The organism is Methylobacterium cerastii (assembly GCF_022179125.1).
Taxonomy (GTDB): Bacteria; Pseudomonadota; Alphaproteobacteria; order Rhizobiales; family Beijerinckiaceae; genus Methylobacterium; species Methylobacterium cerastii.
In genome coordinates this window covers 63,097-87,205 of sequence record NZ_BPQG01000056.1, presented here as the reverse complement: position 1 = coordinate 87,205, position 24,109 = coordinate 63,097, and the positions used below count along the sequence as shown (strand labels likewise).

Here is a 24,109-nt window from a genome sequence, read left to right as displayed (position 1 = left end):
AAATTTGTACTTTATCCATCGAATAGTTTATCTTCTCCGACAAGAAAAACGCGGCCATTTTTTGGAACGGGAAAACCATACCCGGAGTTGGGTTTTTGCCAATAAATACTACCTTTAGCGTGATGATTACTCATATATATATCGATTCCAATTTTCTGCTGCGCTAGATAAATAGCTTGCATTGAATCTAATCCTGCAGCAAAACTAGACCTTCGAGCAGAGGGCCAGTCGATTTCGTACCGACAAATCCAATCAGCCTCTTCTTTTGTAGGTGCAAATAAACGGACCTCGACTTGAATTTTGTCCGAATTCTGAATAAGCGTAATCAGTCTGGTTGCTATCAACATCATAGCCTCAATAATTTAGGGGCGGAATTGTTTTTCCTTGCTCGCAAGCCACTAGCCCCACCATCGCCTGTGCGTAACAACCTCTTAGCCCTACCATTTTACATTGAAAACTTCTCGTTTATATTGATCATCGCAGTACTTCTCAGGGTTTTTTGCCGGCGAAGCATATCGGCTATTAAAGATCGGCTTCTGATCGACCGTGATAGATCGACTGTCATCACGTCCAACCCACCTTCCACCATTTGAGTCCCCCGCTGGAGTTCGGGGCTGATTAGGATCATGTTCTTTTATTTGAATATGATCTCTTAATAGAGAAAATCTAAATTGTAATCACCTGACCTTTAAACGAGTATTTCCGATATATTGATCTAGAGATCGATTTTTGGTCACATCAATACTCCTTGGCCACCTCTCACCATCGCATATGACAGTTCATTTTTCGAGTGAACTTTCCTACTAACGGGATTGTTGGCCTGATTCGAAACCCTGTTAAATTCCGGACCCGTCGCAGGAGACGGTTTCAAAAGGAAGCTTCCTGCGCAGTTGAAGCCTGCTAAACCCGCGCCATGCCCCACACCGTCGCCGCCCTGTATCAGTTCGTCGCCCTCCCGGATGCCGCCACCTTGGCCCCGGCCCTGGAACGCGTCTGCCGGCGCCTCGACCTCACGGGCACGCTGCTGCTGGCTCGCGAAGGCATCAACGGCACCGTCGCGGGGTCGGCCGAGGCGATCGACGCGTTCCTCGCTGCGTTGAACGGGCCCGACCTGTTCGACGGCCGCCTCGACCGGCTCGAACGCAAGCTGTCGACGGCGGAGGCGCCGCCCTTCGCGCGGATGAAGGTGAAGCTCAAGCCCGAGATCGTGACCTTCGACGGCGGCGCCACCGATCCCTCCGCGTGGGTTGGAACCTATGTCGCGCCGGAGGCGTGGAACGCCCTGCTCGACCGGCCCGGCGTGGTGGCGGTCGACACGCGCAACCGCTTCGAGGTGGCGCTCGGCACGTTCGCGGGCGCGGTCGATCCCGGGCTGACGCGCTTCGGCGACTTTCGCGATTTCGCGGAGACCCTCGATCCGGCGGCCGAACTCGCCCTGTTCTGCACCGGCGGCATCCGCGGCGAGAAAGCGGGCGCCTACCTCGCGGCCTGCGGGTTCGCCCGCGTCCACCTGCTCAAGGGCGGCATCCTGAAGTACCTCGAGGCCGTGCCGGAGGCCGAGAGCCGCTGGACCGGCGACTGCTTCGTCTTCGACGGCCGCATCGCGCTGGGGCCGGCGCTGGCGGAACGGCCCGACCATCCGCCGGAGGCGCTGCGATGACCGATTCGGCGACGAGCGAGTCCGCGCGCATCGACCATCTCGAGATGCGCCTGACCGAGCAGGACGCGACGATCGACGACCTCAACCGCACCATCACCGAGCAGTGGCGGCTGATCGACCGGCTGCGGCGGCAGGTGGACACCTTGACCGAGCGCGTCGAGGAAGCCGGCGCCCGCGCGGCGACGGGGGGCGCGGAGCCCCCGCCGCCGCATTACTGAGCCGGATCGAGCGGCCTCGACCCTCCCCCGCAGAAGGGGGATGGACGAGGCGTCGGCGCCGCCTGCTCCTTAGAAATTCGCCTGGGTGACGAACTTCGTCGCGAGGTAGCCGTCCAGCGCTTCCGTGCCGCCCTCGCTGCCGTAGCCGGATTCCTTCACCCCGCCGAAGGGCGTCTCCGGGAGCGCGATGCCGTGGTGGTTGATCGAGACCATGCCGCTCTCCACCCGGTTCGACACCCGCGTCGCCCGCTCCGACGAGCGGGTGTAGGCGTAGGCCGCGAGGCCGTAGGGCAGGCGGTTCGCCTCAACGTAGGCGTCCTCTTCGTCGCTGAAGCGCTGGATCGCGGCCACCGGGCCGAACGGCTCCTCGTTCATGATCCGCGCGGTGAGCGGCAGGTCGGTGAGCACCGTCGGCTCGAAGAAGTTGCCCCGGTTGCCGATGCGCTTGCCGCCGGTGCGAAGCGTCGCGCCCTGGGCGCTGGCGTCGGCCACGAGCGACTCCATCGCCTCAAGACGGCGCCCGTGGATCAGCGGCCCCATCTTCGTGTCGGGGTCGAGCCCGTCGCCGACCTTGAGGTTGGCGGCGAGGTCCGTGAAGCCCGCGACGAAGCGGTCGAACACCGAGTCGTGGACGAGGAACCGGGTCGGCGCGACGCAGACCTGGCCGGCGTTGCGGAACTTGTTGGCGCCGAGTACCGCCACCGCCTTCTCGACGTCGGCGTCGCCGAATACGATCGCCGGCGCATGGCCGCCGAGCTCCATCGTCGCCCGCTTCATGTGCTGGCCGGCCAAGGCCGCGAGCTGCTTGCCGACGACGGTCGAGCCGGTGAACGAGATCTTCCGGATCACCGGATGCGGGATCAGGTACGACGAGATCGTCGCCGGGTCGCCGTAGACCAGCGCGAGGCAATCGCCCGGAACGCCGGCATCGAGGTAGGCGCGCACCAGCTCGGCGCAGCTCGCCGGCGTGTCCTCGGGGCCCTTCAGGATCACCGGGTTGCCGGTGCAGAGCGCGGCGGCGATCTTGCGCACCGCCTGGTTGATCGGGAAGTTCCAGGGCGTGAAGCACGCCACCGGCCCGACCGGCTCACGCACCACGAACTGCAGCACGCCGTCGCCGCGAGGCGGAATCACCCGGCCGTAGGCGCGCTTGCCTTCTTCCGCGAACCAGTCCGTGACGTCGGCCGCGGCCATCGTCTCGACGCGGGCCTCGGCGAGCGGCTTGCCCTGCTCGATCGTCATGATGCGGGCGATGTCGTCGGCGCGCTCGCGCAGCAGGTCCGCCGCCTTGCGCAGCACCTTGGCGCGATCGAAGGCCGAGACTCGGCGCCACTGCGCGAAGCCGCGGGCGGCGGCCTCGAGCGCCCGGTCGAGGTCGTCCTGGGTGGCGACCGCGCACTGCCCGATGGTCTCGCCGGTGGCGGGGTTGAGCACCGGCAGCGTCTCGCCGCCCGAGCCGGCGCCCCAGGCGCCGGCGATGTGAAGCTTCACGTCCGGATACATGTCGGCTTGCATTCCCTGCCCGGCCAGCCGCGAGGGCCGGCGACGGGGGCAATGTCGGCCTCGGCGCCCCGGGGGGCAAGGCGGAGCGGGGAACGAACGCGATCGGATGTCCGCGTCAGGCGGTGATGCTGCGCTTGACCGGCTCGGGACCCTTCACCGTCACCGCCCCCCCCCGGCGCGCGCGCAGCGTGCCGCCCTTCGGCACCACCTGCCAGCCTTCCTTGGCGCCGTCGATCGGCTCGGAAACCACCACCAGCCCGGTCTCGGTCTGGCGGTAGTACAGGCTCGGCGGCCGCGCATCGCAGGCCCAGCGATAGGCGAAGATCTCCTCGCCGTCGGTGAGGAGCGCAGTGAAGCGCAGCGGCTCGGTGATGCCGGCGCCCCGCATCAGGTCGCGCACGGTCGCCAGCGTCTTGGCCATGGCGCCGACCGGGTCCTCGGCAAGGCCGTTGGCAAGGGCCAGCAGGAACAGGGCCTCGGAATCGGTGCTGCCGCGACGCCCGTCGTAGAGGGCGTCCGGGATCAGCGCCTCGAGGCGGCGCTTGATCCGCAGGTATCCGCCGATCTGCCCGTTGTGCATGAACAGGTGGCGGCCGTTGACGAAGGGGTGGCAGTTTGTCCGCGCGGTCGCCGTGCCGGTCGAGGCGCGCACGTGGGCGAAGAAGGTCCGCGCGCGGACCTGCCCGCACAGGTTGACGAGGTTCTCGTCCGACCAGGCCGGCAAGATGTCGCGATAGACGCCCGGCTCCGGTCGCTCGCCGTACCAGCCGAGGCCGAAGCCGTCGCCGTTGGTCTCGGTCTTCCCCTGCTCGGCGTGCAGCGACTGGTGCACGAGCGAGTGGGTGGGCGCGCAGACGAGATCCGAGAGAAAAACCGGCTCGCCGCTATAGGCCAGGAAGCGGCACATGCTTGGGACCAACCTCTCGCTGATCGCACGGCCGCGAAACGCACCGGATTTGCCTGTCGGGCAAACCCGGTCCCGCGCCGTCGCCGAACCGTAACATTTAGATGTCGATGGTGAACAGTTCGCTAACGCACCGCACCATACACAGAGTTCGTGCGGTCCCGAACGGATCCTCGCCAAACCGGTCGCAAGGCAGGCATGCGCATGAGACGAAATCCGACGCTTGTTACCCGGCTTCGGACGGCGCAGCATGCTTGAATCGGGAATCAGCGGCTCGCCACGAGGCCGCACCGCCCGTCAGGCATCACCGCATCCTCACATCTCGCGAAGGAGGTCCCATGGACCGCGCCCCCTCCCCCTGTCCCGTCGCCCTGGTCGTCGAGGACGATGCCGCGGTCCGCAACCTCGCCGCCGCCGTGCTGGAGGAGACGGACCTCGGGGTGATCGCCTGCGACAGCGCGGAGGCCGCGATCTCGATTCTGGAGCGCGACGACGTCACCGTCGCGCTGCTCTTCGCCGACATCCGTCTGCCCGGCGCGATGGACGGGCTCGCGCTCGCCAGCACCGTCGAGCGCCGCTGGCCGGACGTGCGGGTGGTGGTGACCTCGGGCTACGATGCCGGCGGCGACGCGCGGATGCCGGCGCAAGCGGTGTTCATGCAGAAGCCGTGGCGCGCCCTCGACGTGCTGGTCCAGGCCGAGCACGCGACGGAAGCCGCCCGCGCCGCCTGAGCGTTCGCTCGATCGACCCGGACGGCGCCGAACGCGTCGTCCGCGATCTCACGGGATCGAACATCCTTCGGCGCACGAAAAAAGCCCGGCCCGCATGCGCGGCCGGGCTTTTTCGAGGATCGCGATCGACGGGCCTCGCGGCCCGGATCGACTTACTCGGCGGCGGGGGCCGCCGGAGCGCCACCGGCCGGAGCCGACGGGGTCATCGATGGGAAGCCGGGACGACGGGGGCCGCCGGCGCCGAAACGGGGCTTCGGCTTAGGGGCGGCGATCAGGCCCTCGCGGATCGCGGTCTTGCGGGCCTGCTTGCGGGCGCGACGGACGGCCTCGGCCTTCTCGCGCGCCTTGCGCACCGAAGGCTTCTCATAGGCCTTGCGCTGCTTCATCTCGCGGAAGATGCCTTCGCGCTGCATCTTCTTCTTGAGGACGCGGAGCGCCTGATCGACGTTGTTGTCGCGAACGAGTACCTGCAACGGAGTGGATCCTCTAGAACCAGTTTGAACGTGGCATTCGGTCGGTGTCGGCGGCGAGACGCCCGCGACGGAGCGGGAAACCGACAGCGCCCCGGACCCGGGGATCGCCCGGGCGGGACGCGGTTCGGACCGTCTCGATTCGGCACCAGATCTGCACCTTGGGCAGGCTCTTACACCAAGCGGCGGCGAGTTCCAACCGGATAGGCGACGCGAACGCGATCCGCGCGAACTGTGACCGGGCAGCCTCAGTCGCGGCTCTGGTAGGGTGTTCGCGCCGACACCACACAAGGATTGCCGGACGGCGGCGGCCACACGGCGATCGTCCTACGGCAGGGGTGACCGATGAACGACGACGCGCAGCAATTCGCCAGCGACAACTATTCCGGCATCTGCCCGGAGGCCTGGGGGGCGATGGCGGAGGCCAACGCCGGGCATGCGCCGGCCTACGGCGAGGACGCCTGGACCGCACGCGCCGCGGACGCCTTCCGCACCTTGTTCGAGACCCGGTGCGAGGTGTTCTTCGCCTTCAACGGTACCGCCGCCAACGCGCTGGCCCTGGCCTCGCTCTGCCGCTCCTACCACAGCGTAATCTGCGCCGACGCCGCCCACGTGGAGACCGACGAGTGCGGCGCGCCGGAATTCTTCTCCAACGGCTCGAAGCTGCTCACGGTCCGCACCGAAAGCGGCAAGCTGACCCCGGACGCGATCCGGGCGCTCGCCACCAATCGCAAGGACATCCACTTCCCGAAGGTCCGGGTGGTGACGGTGACCCAGCCGACCGAGACGGGGCAGGTCTACACCCTGGCCGAGTTGCAGGCGATCTCGGCCACCTGCCGCGACCTCGGCCTGTCGCTGCACATGGACGGGGCGCGCTTCGCCAACGCCTGCGCGCATCTCGGATGCAGCCCGGCGGACATGACGTGGCGCGCGGGCGTCGACGTGCTCTGCTTCGGCGGCACCAAGAACGGCATGCATGCCGGCGAGGCGGTGGTGTTCTTCGAGCCCGCGCTGGCGGAGGATTTCGGCTACCGCTGCAAGCAGGCAGGGCAGCTCGCCTCCAAGATGCGCTTCCTGTCGGCGCCCTGGGTCGGGATACTGGAAAGCGGGGCCTGGCTCCACAACGCCGCGCACGGCAACACCTGCGCCCAGGACTTCGCCGCGGCGGTGGCGGACATGCCCGGGATCGCGCCGATGTTTCCGGTCGAGGCCAACGCCGTCTTCCTGGCGATGCCGGCGGAGATGATGGAGCGCCTGCGTGCCAAGGGCTGGCGCTTCTACACCTTCATCGGCGGCGGAGCCCGGTTCATGTTCGCCTGGGACGCGAAGCGCGAACGCGTCGCGGAACTGGTCGCGGACCTGCGCGCGGTGGCCGCGGCGTCGGCCTGAGCGGCCGACGGGTTGCCGCGCGGCGCGCGGCTGTCTAACAAGGCGCATGGTTCCGACAGACGCCCGCCCGTCCTCGACGACGCCGCCGTAGCGCGCCCCGCCGCCACGCCGTCCGCCTCCGCGGGACGGCGCACGCGGTCCGTCGAACCGTCACCCTTCGAGATCGCTCCTCTTTTTGGGCTCGCACGCCGCCTCCAGCTTGGCGCGGGCCGGACATATTGCATGACCTTCCAGACCTTGCGGGCCGAATGGGCCCCGCACGTGCCGCGCGAATTGCTCGCCGGCACCGTCGTCGCGCTCGCCCTCATCCCCGAGGCGATCGCGTTCTCGTTGATCGCCGGCGTCGACCCCCAGGTCGGGCTCTACGCCTCGTTCTGCATCGCGGTCACCACCGCCATCGTCGGCGGGCGCCCGGCGATGATCTCGGCGGCCACCGGCGCCACCGCCCTGGTGATGGCCGGCCTCGTCCGCGAGCACGGCCTGCAATACCTGCTCGCCGCCTCGATCCTCGCCGGCCTGATCCAGATCGGCGCCGGCCTGCTGCGCCTCGGCGACCTGATGCGCTTCGTCTCGCGCTCGGTGATCACCGGGTTCGTCAACGCGCTGGCGATCCTGATCTTCCTCGCGCAGATGCCCGAGCTGATCGGGCGCGGGCCGACCGTCTACGCGATGGTGGCGATCGGGTTGGCGATCATCTACGGCCTGCCGCGGCTCACCAAGGCAGTGCCCTCGCCCCTCGTCTGCATCGTGCTGCTGACCATCGCCGCGATCGCGCTGGCGCTCCCGGTGCGGACGGTGGGCGACATGGGCGCGCTCCCCGCAAGCCTGCCGTCCTTCCTGCTGCCGCAGGTGCCGCTGAGCCTCGAGACGCTTCGGATCATCCTGCCCTACGCCGCGACGGTGGCGATGGTCGGCCTGCTCGAATCCCTGATGACCGCGGCGATCGTCGACGAGATGACCGACACCGGCAGCGACAAGAGCCGGGAATGCCTCGGCCAGGGCGCGGCCAACATCGTCTCCGGCTTCTTCGGCGGCATGGCCGGCTGCGCGATGATCGGCCAGACGGTGATCAACGTCACCTCGGGCGCCCGCGGTCGGCTGTCCTGCCTTTGGGCCGGCTGCTTCCTGCTGTTCCTGATCCTCGTCCTCGGCGCCTACGTCCGGCAGATCCCGATGGCGGCGCTGGTCGCGGTGATGATCTTCGTCTCGCTCCAGACCTTCTCCTGGCGCTCGATCCGCGACCTCACCCGCCATCCCGGCTCGTCGAGCGTGGTGATGCTCGCCACCGTCGCGGTGGTGGTGGCGACCCACGACCTCGCCCGCGGCGTGCTCGTCGGGGTGCTGCTGTCGGGGGTGTTCTTCGCGCGCAAGGTCGCCCGGGTGTTCGACGTCGCGAGCCGGCGCGAGGGCGCGGTCCGCACCTACGTCGTCACCGGTCAGCTGTTCTTCGCGACCGCCGAGGCCTTCCACGGCGCGTTCGACTTCCGCGACGACGCCGAGCGGATCGTGCTCGACCTCACGGCCGCGCATTTCTGGGACATCACCGCGATCAACGCCCTCGACCGGGTGGTGCTGAAGTTCCGCCACCACGGCCGCGCGGTCGAGATCGTCGGCCTCAACCGCGCGAGCGCGACCCTGGTCGAACGCCTCGGCACCCACGACAAGCCTGGCGCGGTGGCGACGCCGGGGCATTGAGGCGGCGGCGAACCCTCAAGCGAGCCAGTCGGGCATCCGGTCGAGGCCGATCAGTTCGTCGTAGGTCTGGCGCGGGCGAACGATCGCGGCCTGCGCGCCGCTGACCAGCACCTCGGGCACGAGGCGGCGGGTGTTGTAGGTGCCGGCCTGGACCGCGCCGTAGGCGCCCGCGGTCATCACCGCGATCAGCGCGCCGGGCGCGACCTGCGGCATCTCGCGCTGCAGGGCGAGGTAGTCGCCGGTCTCGCAGACCGGGCCGACTACGTCCGCGGTCACGCGCGGCGCGTCGGCGGCCGGCACCTCGACCGGCCGGAGCGCGTGGTAGGCCTCGTACAGCGTCGGCCGGATCAGGTCGTTCATCGCCGCGTCGACGATGACGAAGGTGCGGCCCTCGCTCTCCTTCACGTACAGCACACGGGTGACGAGGATGCCGGCGTTGCCCGCGATCATCCGGCCGATCTCGAAGACCGGGCGCAAACCGAGGGGTGCGAAATGCGGCCGGATCGTCGCGGCCAGGGCCGCCGGGTCCGGCGGGGGGGCGTTGTCGTCGCGATAGGGGATGCCGAGGCCGCCGCCGAAATCGATGTGGCGGATCGGATGGCCCTCGGCGATCAGCCGTCCGGCGAGGCCGGCGAGCAGGCGGGCGGCGTTCTCGAACGGCGCCAAGTCGGTGATCTGGCTGCCGATATGCATGTCGACGCCGTGGATCGCGAGGCCCGGCAGCGTCGCGGCCAGGGCGTAGACGGCGGGCGCGCGCGTGATGGGCACGCCGAACTTGTTCTCGTACTTGCCCGTCGAGATCTTGGCGTGGCCGCCGGCGTCGATGTCGGGGTTGACGCGGATCGAGACGGGGGCGTCGATCCCGAGGCTGGTCGCCACCGCGGACAGCGCGAGCAGCTCCGGCTCGCTCTCGACGTTGAAGCAGAAGATGCCGGCCTTCAGCGCCGCCGCCATCTCGTCCTGCGTCTTGCCGACGCCCGAAAACACGATCTTGCGGGCCTCGACCCCGGCGCGGAGCGCGCGGAGCAGCTCGCCCTCGGAGACGATGTCCATGCCGGCGCCCTGGCGGGCGAGCGTCGCCAGCACGGCCTGGTTGGAGTTCGCCTTCATCGCGAAGCACACCAGCGCGTCGTCGCCGGCGAAGGCATCGGCGAACACGCGGTAGTGCCGCTCCAGGGTGGCGGTGCTGTAGCAGTAGAACGGCGTGCCGACGCGCTCGGCCAAGGCCGTCAGGTCGACGTCCTCGGCGTGCAGGCGTCCGCCGCGATCCTGGAAATGGTGCATCGTTCGGCCGTGTCCGGGAAGCGTCGAGATCCGCCGTTCGGCTCGAGATCCCGTCCGCGGGGGAACCTCGCCCGGAGGCGGAAGAGCAAGGTTTGGTGACGGTGCGTGCGATCCGTCGCGCGGGCGGCGGCCTACAGCAGCGGATCGAGGATGAAGGGGTCCTTCGGGATGCGGTAGCCGCGCTTGGCGCCGCGGCTCGTCTCCACCGGCGCCTCGGTGCCGGAAGCGGGGGCGAGCGCGGATGGCGGCAGCTCGTCGCCGGCGCGGACCGCGAGCGGATCGGGCTCCGGCGCGCCGCCGCCGAGGCCGGTGCTGACCGGAAGCGTCCGAGGTCCGGCCGTCGTCGTGGGCGTGCCCTGGGCCGTGTTCCGTGCCGGCACCGTGGCCGAGGCGCCCGGCGGCTCCAGGGCACCGCGGCGGCCGCAGCCCGCCAGCGCGAGCGCGACGAGGGCTGCGGCTAGGATCGACGTCAGGACGCGGGAGGGCGGCATCGCGGAGGGTCCGGCGGGCACTTCTGGGTGTGGTCCTCCCGAGGGAGGATCACACCTTAGCCGTTGCCGCACCCCGAGGCGAGCGCCCCCGCGCCATAGCGCGAATCCGAAGCGCGCCGGTCGACTTTCGCGGGCTCAGCCCTTCTTTCCGCCCGTGGTCGCCTGGTAGGCGTCGATGGCGCGGCGGCAGTTCTCCGACAGCGACTTCCAGTTCTTCTCGAAGCACGCGTCGAGCTTCGGATCCTCGGGGGCAAGGTTGCCGCAATAGTTCAGGTAATCGCCGGTGCAGTACTTCTTCAGGGTCTCGTTGCCGCGCTTGGTCTCGGGCGCGGCGGAGGCCGGCGCGGAGAACGACACGGCCAAGCCGAGCGCGAGGGCGAGGGGCATGAGCTTCAAGGCCATGGGGCGTCGTTCCATCTGTCGGGTCGAAATGCGGGATGGCGGTGCGATGATGCCATCGCGTGGTGGAAACAAGGCATCGCGGAGGGGTTTCGCAAGCGCGCCACTCGAAATCCGCTGCGCCGGCGGCCGATCAGTGCGACGATGCGTGCATCGCGTAGGCCGCCACCGGCGGCAGGCGCTCGCGCTGCGCCAGCGCGTCGGCGACTTCGGTGATGCGCCGGCGCAGGTCGGCGTTCTCGCGCTCGACCGTCTCGCCGCGATCGGACTCGGACCGTGCGAGCGCCGCCTCGGCGGCCGCGAGCTTTTCGCGGACGCTGCGCTCGCTCTCGGCCGGGTCGGCGAGCGTCGCTTCGGGCGCGGCTGGATCGAGCCGTGCGGCGAGCAGGCTGTCGAGCAGGTCGGCGTGGGCCTCCTCGAGCGCGAGCAGGGTCGCGAGGCCCGCAGAGCCGTCGGCCTGCGCGGTCTCGAGTTCGCCTTCCAGGCGCTTCCGGAGCGCGAGCGCTTCCGCAATCTCGGCGTCGCGCGCGGCGACGTCGCGGGCGAGCGCCGCCACCTCCAGCGTTCGGCCGCCGAGGGCCGCCATGTCGGCGTGGCGCTTGGCGCGTGCGGCTTCGACGGCGCGCTCCATCCGGCGCTGCCCCACCGCGAACTCGGCCCGCAGGAAATCCTTCTCCGCCGCGATCTCCTCGACGGAGAGCGGCAGCTGCGCCTCGGTCCGCCGCCGCGCGAGCCGGGCGGCGCGCGCGTTCACGGCCGGCAGAGCCAGCAGCGCACACAGGGTCGCCACCAGGAAGCCGAGGGCGAAGACCATCACGGTTTCGATCACGCGGGCGAACTCGTTCCCTTGAGCGACGCCGCGCGGCGGACCCCTGCCCGCTCGTGCGACGACGCGACCACACGCCGAAACGGGCACCGGAACCCGAGCTGAACCCGTGCACCGCGCCCGCGAGCCGGGCATGCCCGACCAACGTTGGCGCTCAGTCTAACCGGTTTTGGACGCGGGCGCGAAATCGCGATTCGCGACGCCTCAGAACGGGTTCCAGGTCGGCGTGCCGGTGAACTTCAGGTAGCCGACGTTGATGCCGAGCCGCGCGCCGACGCCGGTGCGGATCGGGACCACGACGATGCCGTCGTTGGTCACCGCCGTCATGCCGAAGCCGCCGACGAAGTAGGCCGAGCCGTCGACGCCGCCGAAGCGGCGGTAGATGCCCTTCACCGCCGGCAGGTTGTAGACCAGCATCATGGTGCGGTCGCCGTCGCCGCCGATGTCGAACCCGAGGGTCGGGCCCTGCCAATAGATCCGGCGCTGGCCGGCGTTGCGGGTGTAGAGCGTGCCTTCGCCGTAGCGGACGCCGCCGACGATGGCGCCGGAGGCCTCCTGCCCGAGGATGTAGCCGTTGGGCTCGCCCCAGCGCTTGGTCGCCTCCTGAACGGTCAGCGCCAGCCCGCGCGAGACGTTGCCGAAGAACTTGTGCCCCGAATCGACGATCTCGCCCGGGCGGAAATTCTCGGGCGCGCCAGGGTCGTCGACGCCGCGAGCAAGGGCGGCGCCTGGAAGCAAGCCGAGCACGGCGAGGCCGGCCGAACCGAGGCCGGCCAGAGCATGGCGGCGGGTCGGTGTCGGATGGCGTTTCGCGTCGGCTTGGCAGAGATGGTTTGTGCGGGGAGAATCGGGTGCGGTCATGGTTCCTCCTCGATCCGCTCGGGGCGGCGCCTTCACGGGACGCGGTCGCGCGCCTGGACGAAGCCCTGCGTTCGCCCCCCGGACAAGCGGCAGGCCTTGCGCCGCTCCGCACGACGATCGATGAGGCCGCGAAACCGGTTGCGAACGTCGGGCTCAAGACTTGGGGATCAAGTGGACACGATGTGGTTAACGCGACGTGACTGCGCCGGCCTCGTCCTGGCGGGTCTCGCCGGGCCCGCACGCGGCCAGACGCCAGCGTCCGGCTATCTCGGGCTCGCGGGGTTCGACCCGGTGAGCTACTTTCTGCCGGAGGGGCCGCAGGCGGGCCTGGCGACGTTCGAGGTCTCGGGCGCGGGTTGGAGCTGGCGCTTCGCCAGCGCCGCCAACCGGGCCGTGTTCCTGCGCGACCCGACGGTCTACACGCCGCGGCTCGGCGGCTACGACCTCGTCGGCATCCTCGACGGGCGGCTGGTCGACGCGGACCCGCTCGTCTTCGCTCTGGTGGACGAGCGCCTCTACCTGTTCCGAAACGCCGAACACCGCGACCGGGTGGTGGCGGAGCCGAGCCTCGCGGCGAAGGCCGAGGCGTCCTGGCCCACCCTGCAGGGGCTCACGGACGGAGCACGGGAGTGAGCTCGGGCACGCCTGCACTCTCTCGCGGCCGCAGGATCGGCCCCCGGTCGGGCAGCGCGACGCGGGCGGCGAGCGCGGGGTCGCCGAGCGCCGCGAAGGGGCCGTTACGGTAGGCCATCGCGTGCCGGCCGTAGATGATCGGCCGCCCGGTCGGTGTCACGACCCGGCCGCCGGCCGCGGTGAGGATGTGGTCGCCGGCCGCCGTGTCCCACTCCATGGTCGGGCCGCAGCGGACGTAGAGGTCGGCCTCGCCCGAGGCGATCAGCGCGAACTTGAGGGCCGAGCCGGCCGGACGCCGCTCCGTGACGCCGAGGGCGTCGAGGCAGGCTTCGGTCTCGATGTCGCCGTGGCGGCGGCTGCCCAGGGCCGTGAGCCCGTCCTTCGGCTCCGGGCGGGTGTGGACGGCGCGGATGGAGCCGGGCCGACCCGCCTCGATCGGCGCTTCGTGCGCGACGACGCCCGCCTGCCAGACGCGGCCGACGCCCGGCGCGGCGAGCGCGGCGGCGACCGGCCGGTTGCCCTCGATCAGGGCGATGCACACCGCGAATTCCGGGCTGCCGGCGAGGAAGTCGCGGGTGCCGTCGAGGGGGTCGACGAGGAAGAACCGGTCGGCGGGCGGCACGTCGTGGCAGGTCTCCTCGGCCACGACCGGGATCGCCGGGAACCGCTCCAGGAGGTTGGCCAGGATCAGCTGCTCGGCCTCGAGGTCGGCATGGCTCGATGGCGAGCCGTCCACCTTCAGCACGTGCGGGCAGTCGTGGCCGTGGTGCCCGAGCAGGATCTCGCCGGCGGCGCAGGCGATCTCGGCCAGATCCGCGGCGATGCGCTCGCGTTCCGGTCCCGACAGGGAGACGATGGATGATGCCGCCATAGCCATGGCACCGTCTTGCGCCTCCCATCGATCCTTGTCGATGGCGGACCCCTGCCGAGCGGACCGGCCGAGCGAACAGGCATCGTGCTCCCACGGCGGATCAGTAGGTCGCGAAGATCCGCGCGATCTCCGAAGGCTCGCGCGTCACCGTCAACGCCAGGGCGAGCAGGATGCGGGCCTTCTGCGGCGTCAGGTTGTCGGCGCTGAGGATGCCGCGCTCCCGCAGGCGGGTGGTGAGCGGGACGACGCCGCTGCCCGCGCGCGTCGACTGCACCACGACGATTCCGGCCGCCGCCGCCTCTTCGAGGGCGTCGGCCTCCCGCGGCGGCGTCATGCCGGGTGCGAGGCCCGCCGAGACGATCCCCTGCGCGCCGGCGGCGCGGAAGGCGCGCACCGCCGTGCCGTCGGCGTCGGCGTAGCCGTAGGACACGTCGACCCGCGGCAGCGCGTCGAGCGCGCGGACGTCGAAGGGCGTGCCCGGAGCGTGGCTGCGTTCGGAGCGCCGGTAGTACTGCACCGACGCGCCGTCGACATGGCCGAGCACGCCGAAATCCGGCGTGCGGAAAGTCTGCAGCCGGGCGACCGAGGTCTTGGTCACCTCGCGGGCCGCCTGGATCTCGTCGTTGAGGACGACGAGCACGCCGCGCCCGCGGGAGTGCGGCGACGCCGCCGTGCGGATCGCCGCGACGAGGTTGAGCCCGGCGTCGCTCGACAGGGCGCTCATCGGCCGCTGCGAGCCGACGAGCACCACCGGCACGTCCACGGTCAGCGTCAGGCTCAGCGCGTAGGCGGTTTCCTCCAGGGTGGCGGTGCCGTGCCCGATGACGATGCCGGCGAGGTCGGGATGCTCGGCCGCCAGCCGCTCGCAGGTCTTCACCAGGTCGCGCCATTCGGCGAAGCCGATCGCCGGGCTCGGCACGGCGCGGAAGGCGACGGGCACGACCTCGGCAACCGCGCGCACCTCCGGCACCGCGTCGAGGATCGCCTGCGCCTCCAGCCGGTTGCCGGTCGCGGTGTAGTCGAGGATGTCCAGGGAATCTCGGCCCAGCGACGAGATCGTCCCGCCGGTGCCAATGAACGCGACCTTCGGCCTTGCCGTCATCGAATGTCTCCTGCCGCTAGGCGCCGAGACGGCGTCCTACCCGCAGACGCCGTTCCTGTCTCGCGCCGGCACACGCGCGACCGTCGAAGGCGCGGCGGGAACGGCGGCGTCCAGCCCTCCCATCCCGCAACACGGCGGCCGTGCGCTCAGCTTCGGAAGTCGACCACGAGGGCGGAGGCGCTGCTGCGGGCGCTGGCCGAACCGCTCGACGCGTAGCCGGAGCCGGTCGTCTGCGTCGCCTGAAGCTGCTTGATGAAGCTCGCCAGGAGGTCACTCGTCGACGCGGTGCCCGTGGTGTCGGAGGCCGCGAAATCGAGGTTCAGGCCCGACGACGCATCGCCGCTCGGCGGAGCGCCGGGGGGCGGCCCGGAGGGTCGGCCGCCGGCCCCGCCAACCGCGCCGCCGGCGTTCTTGTCGCCCTCGGCGAAGAGCGACTTCAGGGTCGTGGCCTGGTCGTTCGTCAGCGTCCCGCTGGTGACCTGGTCGGCGATCAGGCCGTCGATCTTGTCCTTCATCGCGGAGGGATCGAGGCGGGCGGTCGCGGTGCCGCCCGACGCCGCCGACGCGCCGTCTTTTGCACTGCTACCGGACTTGAGGCTCGCGTCGATCGCGCCGAGGGCGCTGGTCAGCGCGGTCGCGTCGGTCGAGGAGATCGTGCCGGCCGAGGCCTGGCTGTCGATCTCGGAGGCGACCCGGTTCTTGTGGGCGTGCGCGGGCCGCTGCGCCGGCTGAAGCTGCGACGCGGTGGTGCTGGAGATCGAACTCATGGGGGCAATCCCGTGAAGGCGCCGGAAACGCCCGGCCGCGGGTCCGTGTGCAAAGTGCCCACGCCGCGATTAAGGAGTTGTTGCCCTTAGGATTTCGAAATGTCTCCGGCGTCTCCGTTCGTCGCGGTCGCCGCCGGCTCAAGCGCCGGCGGACGAGCCCGTCAGCGGGCGGCGACCCGCAGCTGCGAGACCGGCGGGGCGACCGGGCTCGCCGCGCGCACGACCGGAGCCGCGACGCCGTAGAGCCCGCGGTGCTGCGGGTTCGGGCTCAAGCGGTCGGTCAGCCCGATCACCGTCTCGGCGGCGCCGAGGAGGAGCGCGCCTTCGGGGCCGAGCCGGTCGGCCAGGCGTCCGAGGATGTCGGCCTTCGTCGGCGTGTCGAAGTAGATCAGCACGTTGCGGCAGTAGATCACGTCGAAGGTGCCGAGCGCCTCGAAGCCGTTGAGCAGGTTGAGCGGCCGGTAGTCGACCATCGACCGCAGGCTCGGCGCGATCTGCCACTGCTCGCCGATCTGTGTGAAGTACTTCAGCAGCCACTGCACCGGCAGGCCGCGCTGCACCTCGAAGTGGCTGTAGAGGCCGAGCTTGCCCTTCTCGATCACCTCGGTCGAGAGGTCGGTGGCGACGATCTCGACCTGCCAGCCGGCGAGCTTGACGCCGGCCTCCTGCAGCAGGATCGCCAGCGAGTACGGCTCCTGCCCGGTCGAGGCCGCCGCGCACCAGATGCGCAGCCGGCGCTGTCCGGCGCGGCGCGCCATGGCCTGCGGCAGCAGCACGTCGCGGAAGAGGTCGAACGGCGTGCGGTCGCGGAAGAAGAAGGTCTCGTTGGTGGTCATCGCCTCGACGACCGCCTTTTCGATCGCCGAGTCGCGGGCGACCTTCAGGGTGCCGACGAGGTCGCGCAGCGTCGCGAGGCCGAAGCGCCGGCAGACGGGCGTGAGCCGGCTCTCGACGAGGTAGCGCTTCTCCGGGGTGAGCGCGAGGCCGGAGCGCTGCTTGAGGTAGGCGCGCAGGTAGTCGAATTCGAGCTCGGTCATGCGCCCTGTCCCGTGAGCAAGGCGCGAAGCGCGGGGCCGATCTCGGGAAGCGGAAGCACGGCCTGGGCGAGTCCCGCCTTGGCGACGCTCCCGGGCATGCCCCAGACGGTGCTCGTCGCCTCGTCCTGGGCGAGCACGGCGCCGCCGGCCTCGACCAGCGCGCGGGCGCCGTGGGTGCCGTCCGAACCCATGCCGGTGAGCACGACCGACAGGGTCGCGGGCCCGAACAGCGTGGCGGCGTCCTTGAACAGGACGTCCACGGCCGGGCGGCAGAAGTTCACCAGCGGCCCGTCGTCGAGGCGGATCACCGGCTCTCGGCCCGGCCCTCCGGTCAACCCCATGTGGCGCCCGCCCGGGGCGACGTAGATCCGGCCGGGCTCCAGGCGCTCGTCGGCCTTGCCTTCGGCGGCGGTGAGGCCGGTGCGGGTGGCGAGATGCTCGGCGAACACGGCGGTGAAGATCGGCGGCATGTGCTGGACGATCAGGATCGGCACCCGGCGAAGCGTCGCCGCGCCGATCTTCTCCAGCATCTCGCCCACCGCCCGCGGGCCGCCGGTCGAGGCGCCGACGAGGAAGACCCGGGGGGTCACCGCGCGGGCCTTCGGACGCAGCACGATCGGGGCGGACGGCCGCGGGGCGGTCGCCGGGGGCGCCGACGAGAGAGACGGGAATGTCGGCGCGCCGGGCGCGATCGGGGCCGGTGCGGGCCCACGGCGGCGGGCGCGGGCGGCGCCGAACAGGCGCACACGCTCCACCAGCTCGGCGCGGAACGCGTCGGAGGTGGTGACCCCGCGGTTGCTCTCGGGCTTGGCGAGGTAGTCGACCGCGCCGAGGGCGAGGCACTTGAGCGAGATGTCGGCGTTGCGCGTCGTGAGGGTCGACATCATCACGACCTGCACGGTCGGGCTCGCCGCGAGCATGCGCGGCAGCGCCTCGGTGCCGTCGAGCTCCGGCATGTCGATGTCGAGCAGCACCACGTCGGGGTCGTGCCGCGTCATCATCTCGACGGCGATGCGCCCGTTCGAGGCGGTGCCGACGACGGTGAAGCCGGCCTCGCCGATCCAGCGCGCGACGAGGCCGCGCACCACCGCCGAATCGTCGGCGATCAGCACCTTGATCGGCACCGGCAGGGTCGGCCGCGGCTTGGGCGCGAGGCTTGGGTTGACGGCCAACATGGGTTCGACATCCCAATGACAATGATGGGTTGGAAACGATCGCGGTACAGCCGCCTCGGACGAGCCGGCGTGCGCGCCGTGGAAGACGGCGTCAGGCGGCGTCGGCTTGGACCACGCCGACCTGTTCGAGCTTGGCCGTGAGGATGTCGCGGTCGAACGGCTTCATGATGTACTCGTCGGCGCCCGCCCGCAGGGCACGGGCGATGGCGCCGACGTCGTTCTCGGTGGTGCAGAACAGGATCTTCGGGCCGGTGCCGCCCGGCCGCTGGCGCAGCGCCTGGAGGAAGGCGTAGCCGTCCACGTTGGGCATGTTCCAATCGAGCAGGATCACGTCGGGCATCGCTTCGGCGCAGCGCAGCAGGGCGTCGCTGCCGTCCTCGGCTTCGGTGACGGCGAAGCCGAGCGTCTCGATGATCCGCCGCGCCACCTTCCGGATCACGGCGGAATCGTCGACGACGAGGCAGGTGCGGGTTTCGGCGGGGTCGTTGGTCACGGCGTCTTACCCTCTTGGTGGGTGGCAGTCGGCGACGTCACGCGGCGGTCGCGCCGGCCCGGTCGGATGCGAAGACCAGCAGGGCGTTCACGTCGAGGATGACGAGCAACCGCCCGTCGAGGCGATGCACGCCGAGCGCGAGGTCGCGCCAGCGGGCGTCCAGGTTGATCGGCACCGGCTCGTGGGTCTCGGTGCCGAGCTTCAGCACCTCGCCGACGCCGTCGACCACGAGGGCGAAGGTCTCGCCGCCCTGCTCCAGGCCGATCGCCATCCGCGCCGAGCCCTCGGCCGCCGGAAGCCCGAGCCGCCGACGCAGGCAGATCGCGGTGACGACGCGCCCGCGCAGGTTCAGCAGCCCGACGATCTCGGGCGGGCTCAGGGGCACGGGGGTGACGCCGGCCGGGATGAACACGTCGTGCACCCGGTCGATGGCGAGCCCGAACATCGTGTCGCCGACGAAGACGGTGACGAAGTCCTGGGTCGCCCCGGCCTCCGTGGCGTTGCTGTTGGCAGCCTGCATGGTGGTGTCTCCCCGGCGCAGCGGCGCGGTCAAACCAGGTGGGTCGGTTCGCGCCGAGGTCGGCGCGGCACCGGAGGGATGTCGGGACTTCAGGCGGCGCGGGCGTGGGCCGCGACGGCCGGGGGGGCATCGAGCTCGGCGAGCGCCGCGACAAGGCCGCTGCGATCGAACTTCGCCACGAGGTCGCTGATCGCCAGCGTGCGCGCCCGCTCGACCGCCTCCGCGCCGATCGTCCCGGTGAGGCCGATCACCGGAAGGCCGGCGGTCCGCGCGTCGCCGCCGCGCATCGCTCCGACGAGGTCGAAGCCGTTGCGGCCGGGCATCTCCAGGTCGGTCACCACCACGCCGATCCGGGGATCGGCCTGGAGCATCGCCAGAGCCTCCTCGGCACCCGGCGCCGTGACGACGCGGTAGCCGGCGGCCTTCAGCACGGGGCTGAGCATGTCGCGGAAGAAGGCCGAGTCGTCCACGAGCAGCAGCGTCGTCGTCTTCACCGACGCCGCCTTCGTGCCGCGCGCCCAGTCGTCGTAGGCCAGCGGCAGGAAGTGGGCGATGTTGATAATGTCGGTGGCGCGGCCCCGCAGCACCGCCGACCCGATCAGGTCGGAGCGCTCGGCGGCGATCTCGATGTCGAGGCGCTCTTCGACGATGTCGACGATCTCGTCGACGACGAGGCCCATCGCACGGTCGCCGTCGGAGAACACCACCAGCGCCTGCGTGCCCTCGGTGCGGATCGCGATGGCCTCGTCGGCCGGCACAAGCGGCATCAGCCGGCCACGGTACTGGATCAGCGGACGCCCGCCGAGCCACTCGACCTTGGCGGCGTCGATCTCCTCTAGGCGCGTGACGAGCGAGAGCGGGACCGCCTTGAAGCTGCCGGCGCCGCCCTTGAACACGAGGAGCGTCGTCTTCGGGTCGCCGAGCTCGCCCGACTCCGACTCGGCCTCGATCGGGCCGCCGCCCTGCGCGCCCTGGCTGACCTGGCGCGCGATGCCGTTCGGGTCGACGATCAGCACGACGGCGCCGTCGCCCAGGATGGTGTTGCCGGCAAAGAGCGGGATGTGGCGAAGCTTCGTCGACATCGGCTTCACGACGATCTCCTCCGTGTGGAAGACCTCGTCGACGAGGATGCCGAAGCGCTGGCGCCCGACCTGGGCCACCACGACGAATCCGGTCTCGGTGCCGGTGTCGTCCTGGCCGAGCAGGCCCTTCAGGGTCACGATCGGCAGCAGACGCTCGCGCAGGCGCAGCACCGGCGCGTCGTTGATGCGCTCGATCCGCTGCGGCGCGGTGGCGTCCACCCGCACCAGCTCGAGCACCGCGAGCTGCGGCACCGCGAACCGGCTCTCGCCGGCCCGGACGATCAGGGCGGCGACGATGGCGAGCGTCAGCGGGATCTTAATGGTGAAGGTGGTGCCGACCCCCTTCTGCGTGGCGATGTCGATGACGCCGCCGATGGTCTCGATGTTGGTCTTGACCACGTCCATGCCAACGCCGCGGCCGGAGACCGAGGTGACGGCCGCCGCGGTGGAGAACCCGGCGTCGAAGATGAACTTGGCGACCTGGGCGTCGGTCATCCGCTCGACGTCGACCTGGGTCGCGATCCCGCGCTCCACCGCCTTCTTGCGGATGGCCAAGAGGTCGAGGCCCTTGCCGTCGTCGGCGATCTCGATCGTGATCGTGCCGCCCTCGTGATAGGCCGAGAGGCGGATCGAGCCGCGGGCCGGCTTGCCGGCCGCGATCCGCTGCATGGTGGATTCGAGGCCGTGGTCGGCCGAATTCCGGACCATGTGGGTGAGCGGGTCCTTGATGACCTCCAGCACCTGCCGGTCGAGTTCGGTCTCGGCGCCGAGCATCACGAGGTCGATCTGCTTGCCGAGTTCGCTCGACAGGTCGCGCACCACCCGCGGCAGCTTCTGCCAGGCGTTGCCGATCGGCTGCATGCGCGTCTTCATGACGCCCTCCTGCAGCTCGGCCGTCACGTGGGAAAGCCGCTGCAGCGGGACCTTGTAGCTCGAATCCTCGTGCTTGCGGGCGATCTCGAGGAGCTGGTTGCGGGTCAGCACCAGTTCGGACACCATCGTCATCAGGTGTTCGAGGGTGTCGACGTTGACCCGGATGGTCTGCATCTTGGCCATGCCCCCCTCGGGGGCTTCCGCCGGCGCATCGCTCGACGCCGGGGCCTTCACAGCCGGTGCCGGGGCTTCCTGCACCTGGGCGACCGGAGCCGGCGCTACGGGGGCCAGGACCACGGGCGCCGCCGCGACGGGGGCCGCCACCGGAGCGGGCTCGGGCATCCAGGCCGCGGGCGCGTCGTCGGGGCCGGGCGCCGCGAGGAAGGCGGCTTCGAGGTCGTCGAGGGAGACCTCGCCGGGCTTGCATTCCCGCACCACGATCTCGGGCAGCTTCGGCTCGGGCGCCTTGACCTCGGGGACGGCTTCGACCTCGGGCGTGCCGAGCGACATCCGCTCCAGCGCCTCGATGAGGTCGGTGTCGGCGCCCGCGGGTTCCGTCCCGGTGGCTTCGAGGTCGGCGAGGATCAGCTTGAGGCGGTCGAGGGTCGCCAGGATCAGGCTGACGGCCGGGCTCGTCACCGCGAGGCCGTCGCGGAACCGGCCCATCAGGGTCTCGGCGGCATGCGCCAGCGCTTCGAGCCGCGGCAGGCCGAGGAAGCCGCAGGTACCCTTGATGGTGTGGACGAGACGGAAGATGTTCCGCAGGATCGTTTCGTTGTTCGGATCCTGCTCGAAGCGAACGAGTTCGGTGTCGACCGTGTCGAGATGCTCGCCGCTCTCGGTCAGGAACTCGCGCAGAAGGTCGTCCATCGGCGGTACTCGGATTACGTCTGCACGCACGCTCGTGCAGACGTATCCTCGCCCGAGAGCGGTTAGGGAACCGTTTCCGCTGAACCGATTTGCCGTGCGCGCAAGCCGCGTCTTTGCCGGTTAGAGGGACTTTCCGTCGTGCCACACGCAGTTCGAGGCGAGAATCGCAAGATTCACGTCTGATTTTTGCGGCTGAGGCAGGGTTTTACCGTCCATGGCCAGGTCGATCTTGATTTCGACCTGGCCCTTCGATTCGTTGGAACGGCGGGAGAAGTAGCAGTACTGCTGATAGGGCTGGTCGGCGCTGTCCTTGAAGTTCCAGCCGGTCACGATCTGCCCGTCGAGATAGGGCACCTGCTTGAAGACCGTGAAGGTGGTGTTGACGATCGCCTTCGAAGCCGGCGCCGCGTCGGCGCCGAGCTGCGCCTTCGTCGGGGTTGGCGCGGCGGCGGCCTTCGGCAGGGCACCTTCGAGCTTGAGCACGTTGTCCGTCAGCGTCACCTCGCCTTTGGTCTTCAGGGTGACGTCGGAGAGCGCCGCCTGCATCGCGGCGGCGATCTTCTCGGCGGCGGAGTCGAACTGGTTCATCGTGGCCCAGCCGTAGGCCGCGGCCCCGACGCCGATGCCGGCGAGCGCGACGAAGACCCCGGCGCCCGCCGCCCGGAACAGGAAGGCGCGAGCGAAGACGATGCGGGACTCCGCGCGGAGCCGGCCGTTGACCTGCTGCGCGAGGGCGATGTTCTCGGGCGAGCCTTGCGCGACGTAGCTCATGCGCCCGCTCCCGCGCTGGCGGCCGGCAGGATCGGCTGGCTACCCGGCTGGTTGGCGGCGTTCATTCCGGGCGCGGCGCCGGCGGCCGGACGGTTGATCGGAATCACCGCCCCCGTCGCCGCCTCGCGGTTCGGCCGTGGCAGGACCGGCTCGAGGTTCTGCTTCAGCGCCTCTGTGATCGACTCCAGCATGTAGGGCGTCGCCTCCAGGTTCACGGCGGCGCCGAGGTCGTCCTCGTCCATGAAGGTCTTGCGCACCGAGACCGCGCACAGCGCCAGGATCGTCGAGGCGAAGGCGGCGCAGAGCGCCGGCAGGAACACGAAGATGCGCAGGAAGGCGTGCACTTGCTGCTCCGACACGTCGATCGGGTCGACGCCGTAGACCATGGCCGTGAAGGAGTGGAGCTGCGAGCGGTTCACGGCGTTGCGGTAGGCCTGCTCGGCGTCGGCGACCTTGCGCTCGGCGGCGCCGCGGTCGAGTTGGGCGCGCGCCTTGCGCGCCTCCTCGAGGTCCTTGGTCAGCACGCCGCGGTCGGCCGAGGCCTTGGCGACGCCGGCCGAAAGCGTCGCGGTGCGCGGGTCGGTGACGCATTTCAGGTTCTGGTAGCGCACGCCGCGGCTGTTGGTGCCGAACACCTTCTCGCAACGCTGGGCCGGCAGGGCCGAGAGCTGGGCCGCGTTGTCGGCGGCGCGCTTCTCGATCTGGTCGAGCTCGGTCGTGTACTGCGCGACGCGGGCGTCGGCGGCAGAGATGCGGTTGTCGATGGTGCTGCGGTCGGCCTGCGCGTCCTTGAGCGCGGTCTTGGTCTTCGAGGCCTCCATCAGGCGGGGATGGAACATCATCTCGCCGAGCTGGGAAACCGACTTCGTGGTCACGCCTGCGGCGAAGATGATGCCGACGATGGCGAGCGCGCGTATGAAGTACGAGCGCTGGGTGCGCGCCAAGATGCCGAGCGGCACGCGGCACAGCTCCACCGCTGCGTAGACCAGCGGCGCCAGCAGCATGAAGTAGAAGGCGTGGTCGTCGCCGTCGCTGTAGACGGAGGCGAACAACCACGCACCCCAGAGCGAGGCGCCGATCACCATGAACTCGACGAGGTAGGCGATCGCGACGTAGCCCCACTTGATGCGGTAGCCCTTCTCGATGTGACGCTCGTGCGTCCACCTGTCGGACTCGACGGCCCAGGCGCGGCGCTCGCGCTGGACCTCCCGGCTCGGGGGCATCTTTCGCATGGGGCTCTCTAAGGTCGGATCGTACGCGACGCGCGGTTGAGCGTAACCGTTCGTTAACCGCTTTCGCTAAGCGGGCATTGTGCCGAATTTGGGCCGCATGGCGGCCGTCCACCGCTACCGTTCGGGAGGTGGCGCAAATGCCTCACTTTCCGAGGCCGGCGCCCGGCGCACGCCCGTCCAATCGCGCCGCGACGGCGATTCCCGGTTGCTCGGGGAGCGCCCACCTCGCATGATCGCGCCAGCCCCGCCCAG

General features: G+C 70.1%; 25 protein-coding genes. 6 read left to right on the top strand and 19 right to left on the bottom strand.

Going from position 1 to position 24,109, the window contains the following annotated elements; genetic code table 11:
• Positions 1 to 11: 11 nt before the first annotated feature.
• Complete coding sequence (locus tag MFF13_RS26580) at positions 12 to 347, bottom strand: DUF6968 family protein (RefSeq protein ID WP_373322579.1); 336 nt, start codon at positions 345 to 347, stop codon at positions 12 to 14.
• A gap of 566 nt (positions 348 to 913) precedes the next feature.
• On the opposite strand from MFF13_RS26580, the gene trhO reads away from it, so the two are divergent.
• Both trhO and MFF13_RS19030 read left to right on the top strand, forming a co-directional pair.
• Positions 914 to 1,660 carry an oxygen-dependent tRNA uridine(34) hydroxylase TrhO gene (trhO, locus tag MFF13_RS19035; RefSeq protein WP_147830772.1) on the top strand — a complete coding sequence of 249 codons (747 nt, stop codon included), beginning with the start codon at positions 914 to 916 and terminating at the stop codon, positions 1,658 to 1,660.
• Positions 1,657 to 1,878 (top strand): SlyX family protein, encoded by a 222-nt coding sequence (locus MFF13_RS19030; protein WP_147830774.1) that lies wholly within the window; start codon positions 1,657 to 1,659, stop codon positions 1,876 to 1,878. Before trhO ends, MFF13_RS19030 begins: the two co-directional genes overlap by 4 nt.
• 69 nt (positions 1,879 to 1,947) lie before the next feature.
• Here MFF13_RS19030 and MFF13_RS19025 read toward each other — a convergent pair whose 3' ends face one another.
• The gene (locus MFF13_RS19025; RefSeq protein ID WP_238272716.1) at positions 1,948 to 3,381 is read right to left on the bottom strand and encodes an NAD-dependent succinate-semialdehyde dehydrogenase; all 1,434 of its coding nucleotides are present in this window, start codon (positions 3,379 to 3,381) and stop codon (positions 1,948 to 1,950) included.
• 115 nt (positions 3,382 to 3,496) lie between these two features.
• A complete protein-coding gene (locus MFF13_RS19020; RefSeq protein ID WP_147752609.1) occupies positions 3,497 to 4,288 on the bottom strand; it encodes a class II glutamine amidotransferase in 792 nt (263 codons plus the stop codon).
• 335 nt (positions 4,289 to 4,623) lie between these two features.
• On the opposite strand from MFF13_RS19020, the gene MFF13_RS19015 reads away from it, so the two are divergent.
• Positions 4,624 to 5,016 (top strand): response regulator, encoded by a 393-nt coding sequence (locus tag MFF13_RS19015; protein WP_147752610.1) that lies wholly within the window; start codon positions 4,624 to 4,626, stop codon positions 5,014 to 5,016.
• 152 nt (positions 5,017 to 5,168) lie between these two features.
• Here the strand turns inward: MFF13_RS19015 and rpsU are convergent, their stop codons facing one another.
• Complete coding sequence (rpsU, locus tag MFF13_RS19010; protein ID WP_147752611.1) at positions 5,169 to 5,489, bottom strand: 30S ribosomal protein S21; 321 nt, start codon at positions 5,487 to 5,489, stop codon at positions 5,169 to 5,171.
• Between the two features lie 342 nt (positions 5,490 to 5,831).
• Here rpsU and MFF13_RS19005 point away from each other — a divergent pair, with 342 nt between their 5' ends.
• The gene (locus tag MFF13_RS19005; protein WP_147830778.1) at positions 5,832 to 6,875 is read left to right on the top strand and encodes a threonine aldolase family protein; all 1,044 of its coding nucleotides are present in this window, start codon (positions 5,832 to 5,834) and stop codon (positions 6,873 to 6,875) included.
• A 222-nt stretch (positions 6,876 to 7,097) separates the two neighbouring features.
• A complete protein-coding gene (locus tag MFF13_RS19000) occupies positions 7,098 to 8,570 on the top strand; it encodes a SulP family inorganic anion transporter (protein ID WP_147830780.1) in 1,473 nt (490 codons plus the stop codon).
• A gap of 15 nt (positions 8,571 to 8,585) precedes the next feature.
• Here MFF13_RS19000 and lysA read toward each other — a convergent pair whose 3' ends face one another.
• From lysA to MFF13_RS18975, 5 genes are all read right to left on the bottom strand, one after another.
• Positions 8,586 to 9,854 (bottom strand): diaminopimelate decarboxylase, encoded by a 1,269-nt coding sequence (gene lysA / locus MFF13_RS18995; protein ID WP_147830782.1) that lies wholly within the window; start codon positions 9,852 to 9,854, stop codon positions 8,586 to 8,588.
• A gap of 131 nt (positions 9,855 to 9,985) precedes the next feature.
• On the bottom strand, positions 9,986 to 10,345 hold the full coding sequence (gene lptM, locus MFF13_RS18990) for an LPS translocon maturation chaperone LptM (RefSeq protein WP_147830784.1): 360 nt from the start codon (positions 10,343 to 10,345) through the stop codon (positions 9,986 to 9,988).
• 135 nt (positions 10,346 to 10,480) lie between these two features.
• Positions 10,481 to 10,732: a 3',5'-cyclic-nucleotide phosphodiesterase gene (locus MFF13_RS18985; protein ID WP_373322580.1), complete on the bottom strand. Its 252-nt coding sequence runs from the start codon at positions 10,730 to 10,732 to the stop codon at positions 10,481 to 10,483.
• Between the two features lie 145 nt (positions 10,733 to 10,877).
• On the bottom strand, positions 10,878 to 11,573 hold the full coding sequence (locus MFF13_RS18980; protein ID WP_238272715.1) for a hypothetical protein: 696 nt from the start codon (positions 11,571 to 11,573) through the stop codon (positions 10,878 to 10,880).
• Positions 11,574 to 11,774: 201 nt separating this feature from the next.
• Positions 11,775 to 12,431, bottom strand: a complete 657-nt coding sequence (locus tag MFF13_RS18975) for a DUF1134 domain-containing protein (RefSeq protein WP_147752617.1) — start codon at positions 12,429 to 12,431, stop codon at positions 11,775 to 11,777.
• A gap of 180 nt (positions 12,432 to 12,611) precedes the next feature.
• Here MFF13_RS18975 and MFF13_RS18970 point away from each other — a divergent pair, with 180 nt between their 5' ends.
• A complete protein-coding gene (locus MFF13_RS18970; protein ID WP_238272714.1) occupies positions 12,612 to 13,064 on the top strand; it encodes a YHS domain-containing (seleno)protein in 453 nt (150 codons plus the stop codon).
• On the opposite strand, the gene MFF13_RS18965 is transcribed toward MFF13_RS18970, so the two are convergent.
• From MFF13_RS18965 to MFF13_RS18920, 10 genes are all read right to left on the bottom strand, one after another.
• Positions 13,042 to 13,935, bottom strand: a complete 894-nt coding sequence (locus MFF13_RS18965) for a 3'(2'),5'-bisphosphate nucleotidase CysQ family protein (RefSeq protein ID WP_238272713.1) — start codon at positions 13,933 to 13,935, stop codon at positions 13,042 to 13,044. The two genes, MFF13_RS18970 and MFF13_RS18965, sit on opposite strands and share 23 nt — an antisense overlap.
• A gap of 100 nt (positions 13,936 to 14,035) precedes the next feature.
• Positions 14,036 to 15,037: an asparaginase gene (locus tag MFF13_RS18960; protein WP_147830786.1), complete on the bottom strand. Its 1,002-nt coding sequence runs from the start codon at positions 15,035 to 15,037 to the stop codon at positions 14,036 to 14,038.
• A 146-nt stretch (positions 15,038 to 15,183) separates the two neighbouring features.
• The gene (locus MFF13_RS18955; protein ID WP_238272712.1) at positions 15,184 to 15,804 is read right to left on the bottom strand and encodes a hypothetical protein; all 621 of its coding nucleotides are present in this window, start codon (positions 15,802 to 15,804) and stop codon (positions 15,184 to 15,186) included.
• Positions 15,805 to 15,965: 161 nt separating this feature from the next.
• Positions 15,966 to 16,841 carry a CheR family methyltransferase gene (locus MFF13_RS18950; protein ID WP_238272711.1) on the bottom strand — a complete coding sequence of 292 codons (876 nt, stop codon included), beginning with the start codon at positions 16,839 to 16,841 and terminating at the stop codon, positions 15,966 to 15,968.
• Positions 16,838 to 18,016: a protein-glutamate methylesterase/protein-glutamine glutaminase gene (locus MFF13_RS18945; protein ID WP_147830793.1), complete on the bottom strand. Its 1,179-nt coding sequence runs from the start codon at positions 18,014 to 18,016 to the stop codon at positions 16,838 to 16,840. The genes MFF13_RS18950 and MFF13_RS18945 overlap by 4 nt, the downstream gene beginning before the upstream one ends.
• A gap of 91 nt (positions 18,017 to 18,107) precedes the next feature.
• The gene (locus MFF13_RS18940) at positions 18,108 to 18,509 is read right to left on the bottom strand and encodes a response regulator (protein ID WP_147754661.1); all 402 of its coding nucleotides are present in this window, start codon (positions 18,507 to 18,509) and stop codon (positions 18,108 to 18,110) included.
• Positions 18,510 to 18,546: 37 nt separating this feature from the next.
• Complete coding sequence (locus MFF13_RS18935) at positions 18,547 to 19,029, bottom strand: chemotaxis protein CheW (protein WP_147754660.1); 483 nt, start codon at positions 19,027 to 19,029, stop codon at positions 18,547 to 18,549.
• Between the two features lie 89 nt (positions 19,030 to 19,118).
• Positions 19,119 to 21,854: a hybrid sensor histidine kinase/response regulator gene (locus tag MFF13_RS18930; protein ID WP_147830795.1), complete on the bottom strand. Its 2,736-nt coding sequence runs from the start codon at positions 21,852 to 21,854 to the stop codon at positions 19,119 to 19,121.
• Positions 21,855 to 21,974: 120 nt separating this feature from the next.
• A complete protein-coding gene (locus MFF13_RS18925; RefSeq protein WP_147830797.1) occupies positions 21,975 to 22,625 on the bottom strand; it encodes a glycoside hydrolase family 25 domain-containing protein in 651 nt (216 codons plus the stop codon).
• The gene (locus MFF13_RS18920; protein ID WP_147830799.1) at positions 22,622 to 23,857 is read right to left on the bottom strand and encodes an ATPase; all 1,236 of its coding nucleotides are present in this window, start codon (positions 23,855 to 23,857) and stop codon (positions 22,622 to 22,624) included. Before MFF13_RS18920 ends, MFF13_RS18925 begins: the two co-directional genes overlap by 4 nt.
• Positions 23,858 to 24,109: the final 252 nt, after the last annotated feature.

Coding starts and splice junctions, on each gene's coding strand:
- MFF13_RS18935 (WP_147754660.1), bottom strand. CDS start 19,029: ATGCAGGCTGCCAACAGCAACGCCACGGAGGCCGGGGCGACCCAGGAC.
- MFF13_RS18925 (WP_147830797.1), bottom strand. CDS start 22,625: ATGAGCTACGTCGCGCAAGGCTCGCCCGAGAACATCGCCCTCGCGCAG.
- MFF13_RS19015 (WP_147752610.1), top strand. CDS start 4,624: ATGGACCGCGCCCCCTCCCCCTGTCCCGTCGCCCTGGTCGTCGAGGAC.
- MFF13_RS19025 (WP_238272716.1), bottom strand. CDS start 3,381: ATGTATCCGGACGTGAAGCTTCACATCGCCGGCGCCTGGGGCGCCGGC.
- MFF13_RS18965 (WP_238272713.1), bottom strand. CDS start 13,935: ATGGCGGCATCATCCATCGTCTCCCTGTCGGGACCGGAACGCGAGCGC.
- MFF13_RS19005 (WP_147830778.1), top strand. CDS start 5,832: ATGAACGACGACGCGCAGCAATTCGCCAGCGACAACTATTCCGGCATC.
- MFF13_RS18920 (WP_147830799.1), bottom strand. CDS start 23,857: ATGCGAAAGATGCCCCCGAGCCGGGAGGTCCAGCGCGAGCGCCGCGCC.
- MFF13_RS18930 (WP_147830795.1), bottom strand. CDS start 21,854: ATGGACGACCTTCTGCGCGAGTTCCTGACCGAGAGCGGCGAGCATCTC.
- MFF13_RS18960 (WP_147830786.1), bottom strand. CDS start 15,037: ATGACGGCAAGGCCGAAGGTCGCGTTCATTGGCACCGGCGGGACGATC.
- MFF13_RS19030 (WP_147830774.1), top strand. CDS start 1,657: ATGACCGATTCGGCGACGAGCGAGTCCGCGCGCATCGACCATCTCGAG.
- MFF13_RS18955 (WP_238272712.1), bottom strand. CDS start 15,804: ATGAGTTCGATCTCCAGCACCACCGCGTCGCAGCTTCAGCCGGCGCAG.
- MFF13_RS18970 (WP_238272714.1), top strand. CDS start 12,612: ATGTGGTTAACGCGACGTGACTGCGCCGGCCTCGTCCTGGCGGGTCTC.
- MFF13_RS19000 (WP_147830780.1), top strand. CDS start 7,098: ATGACCTTCCAGACCTTGCGGGCCGAATGGGCCCCGCACGTGCCGCGC.
- trhO (WP_147830772.1), top strand. CDS start 914: ATGCCCCACACCGTCGCCGCCCTGTATCAGTTCGTCGCCCTCCCGGAT.
- MFF13_RS18950 (WP_238272711.1), bottom strand. CDS start 16,841: ATGACCGAGCTCGAATTCGACTACCTGCGCGCCTACCTCAAGCAGCGC.
- MFF13_RS26580 (WP_373322579.1), bottom strand. CDS start 347: ATGTTGATAGCAACCAGACTGATTACGCTTATTCAGAATTCGGACAAA.
- lysA (WP_147830782.1), bottom strand. CDS start 9,854: ATGCACCATTTCCAGGATCGCGGCGGACGCCTGCACGCCGAGGACGTC.
- lptM (WP_147830784.1), bottom strand. CDS start 10,345: ATGCCGCCCTCCCGCGTCCTGACGTCGATCCTAGCCGCAGCCCTCGTC.
- MFF13_RS19020 (WP_147752609.1), bottom strand. CDS start 4,288: ATGTGCCGCTTCCTGGCCTATAGCGGCGAGCCGGTTTTTCTCTCGGAT.
- MFF13_RS18985 (WP_373322580.1), bottom strand. CDS start 10,732: ATGCCCCTCGCCCTCGCGCTCGGCTTGGCCGTGTCGTTCTCCGCGCCG.
- MFF13_RS18975 (WP_147752617.1), bottom strand. CDS start 12,431: ATGACCGCACCCGATTCTCCCCGCACAAACCATCTCTGCCAAGCCGAC.
- MFF13_RS18945 (WP_147830793.1), bottom strand. CDS start 18,016: ATGTTGGCCGTCAACCCAAGCCTCGCGCCCAAGCCGCGGCCGACCCTG.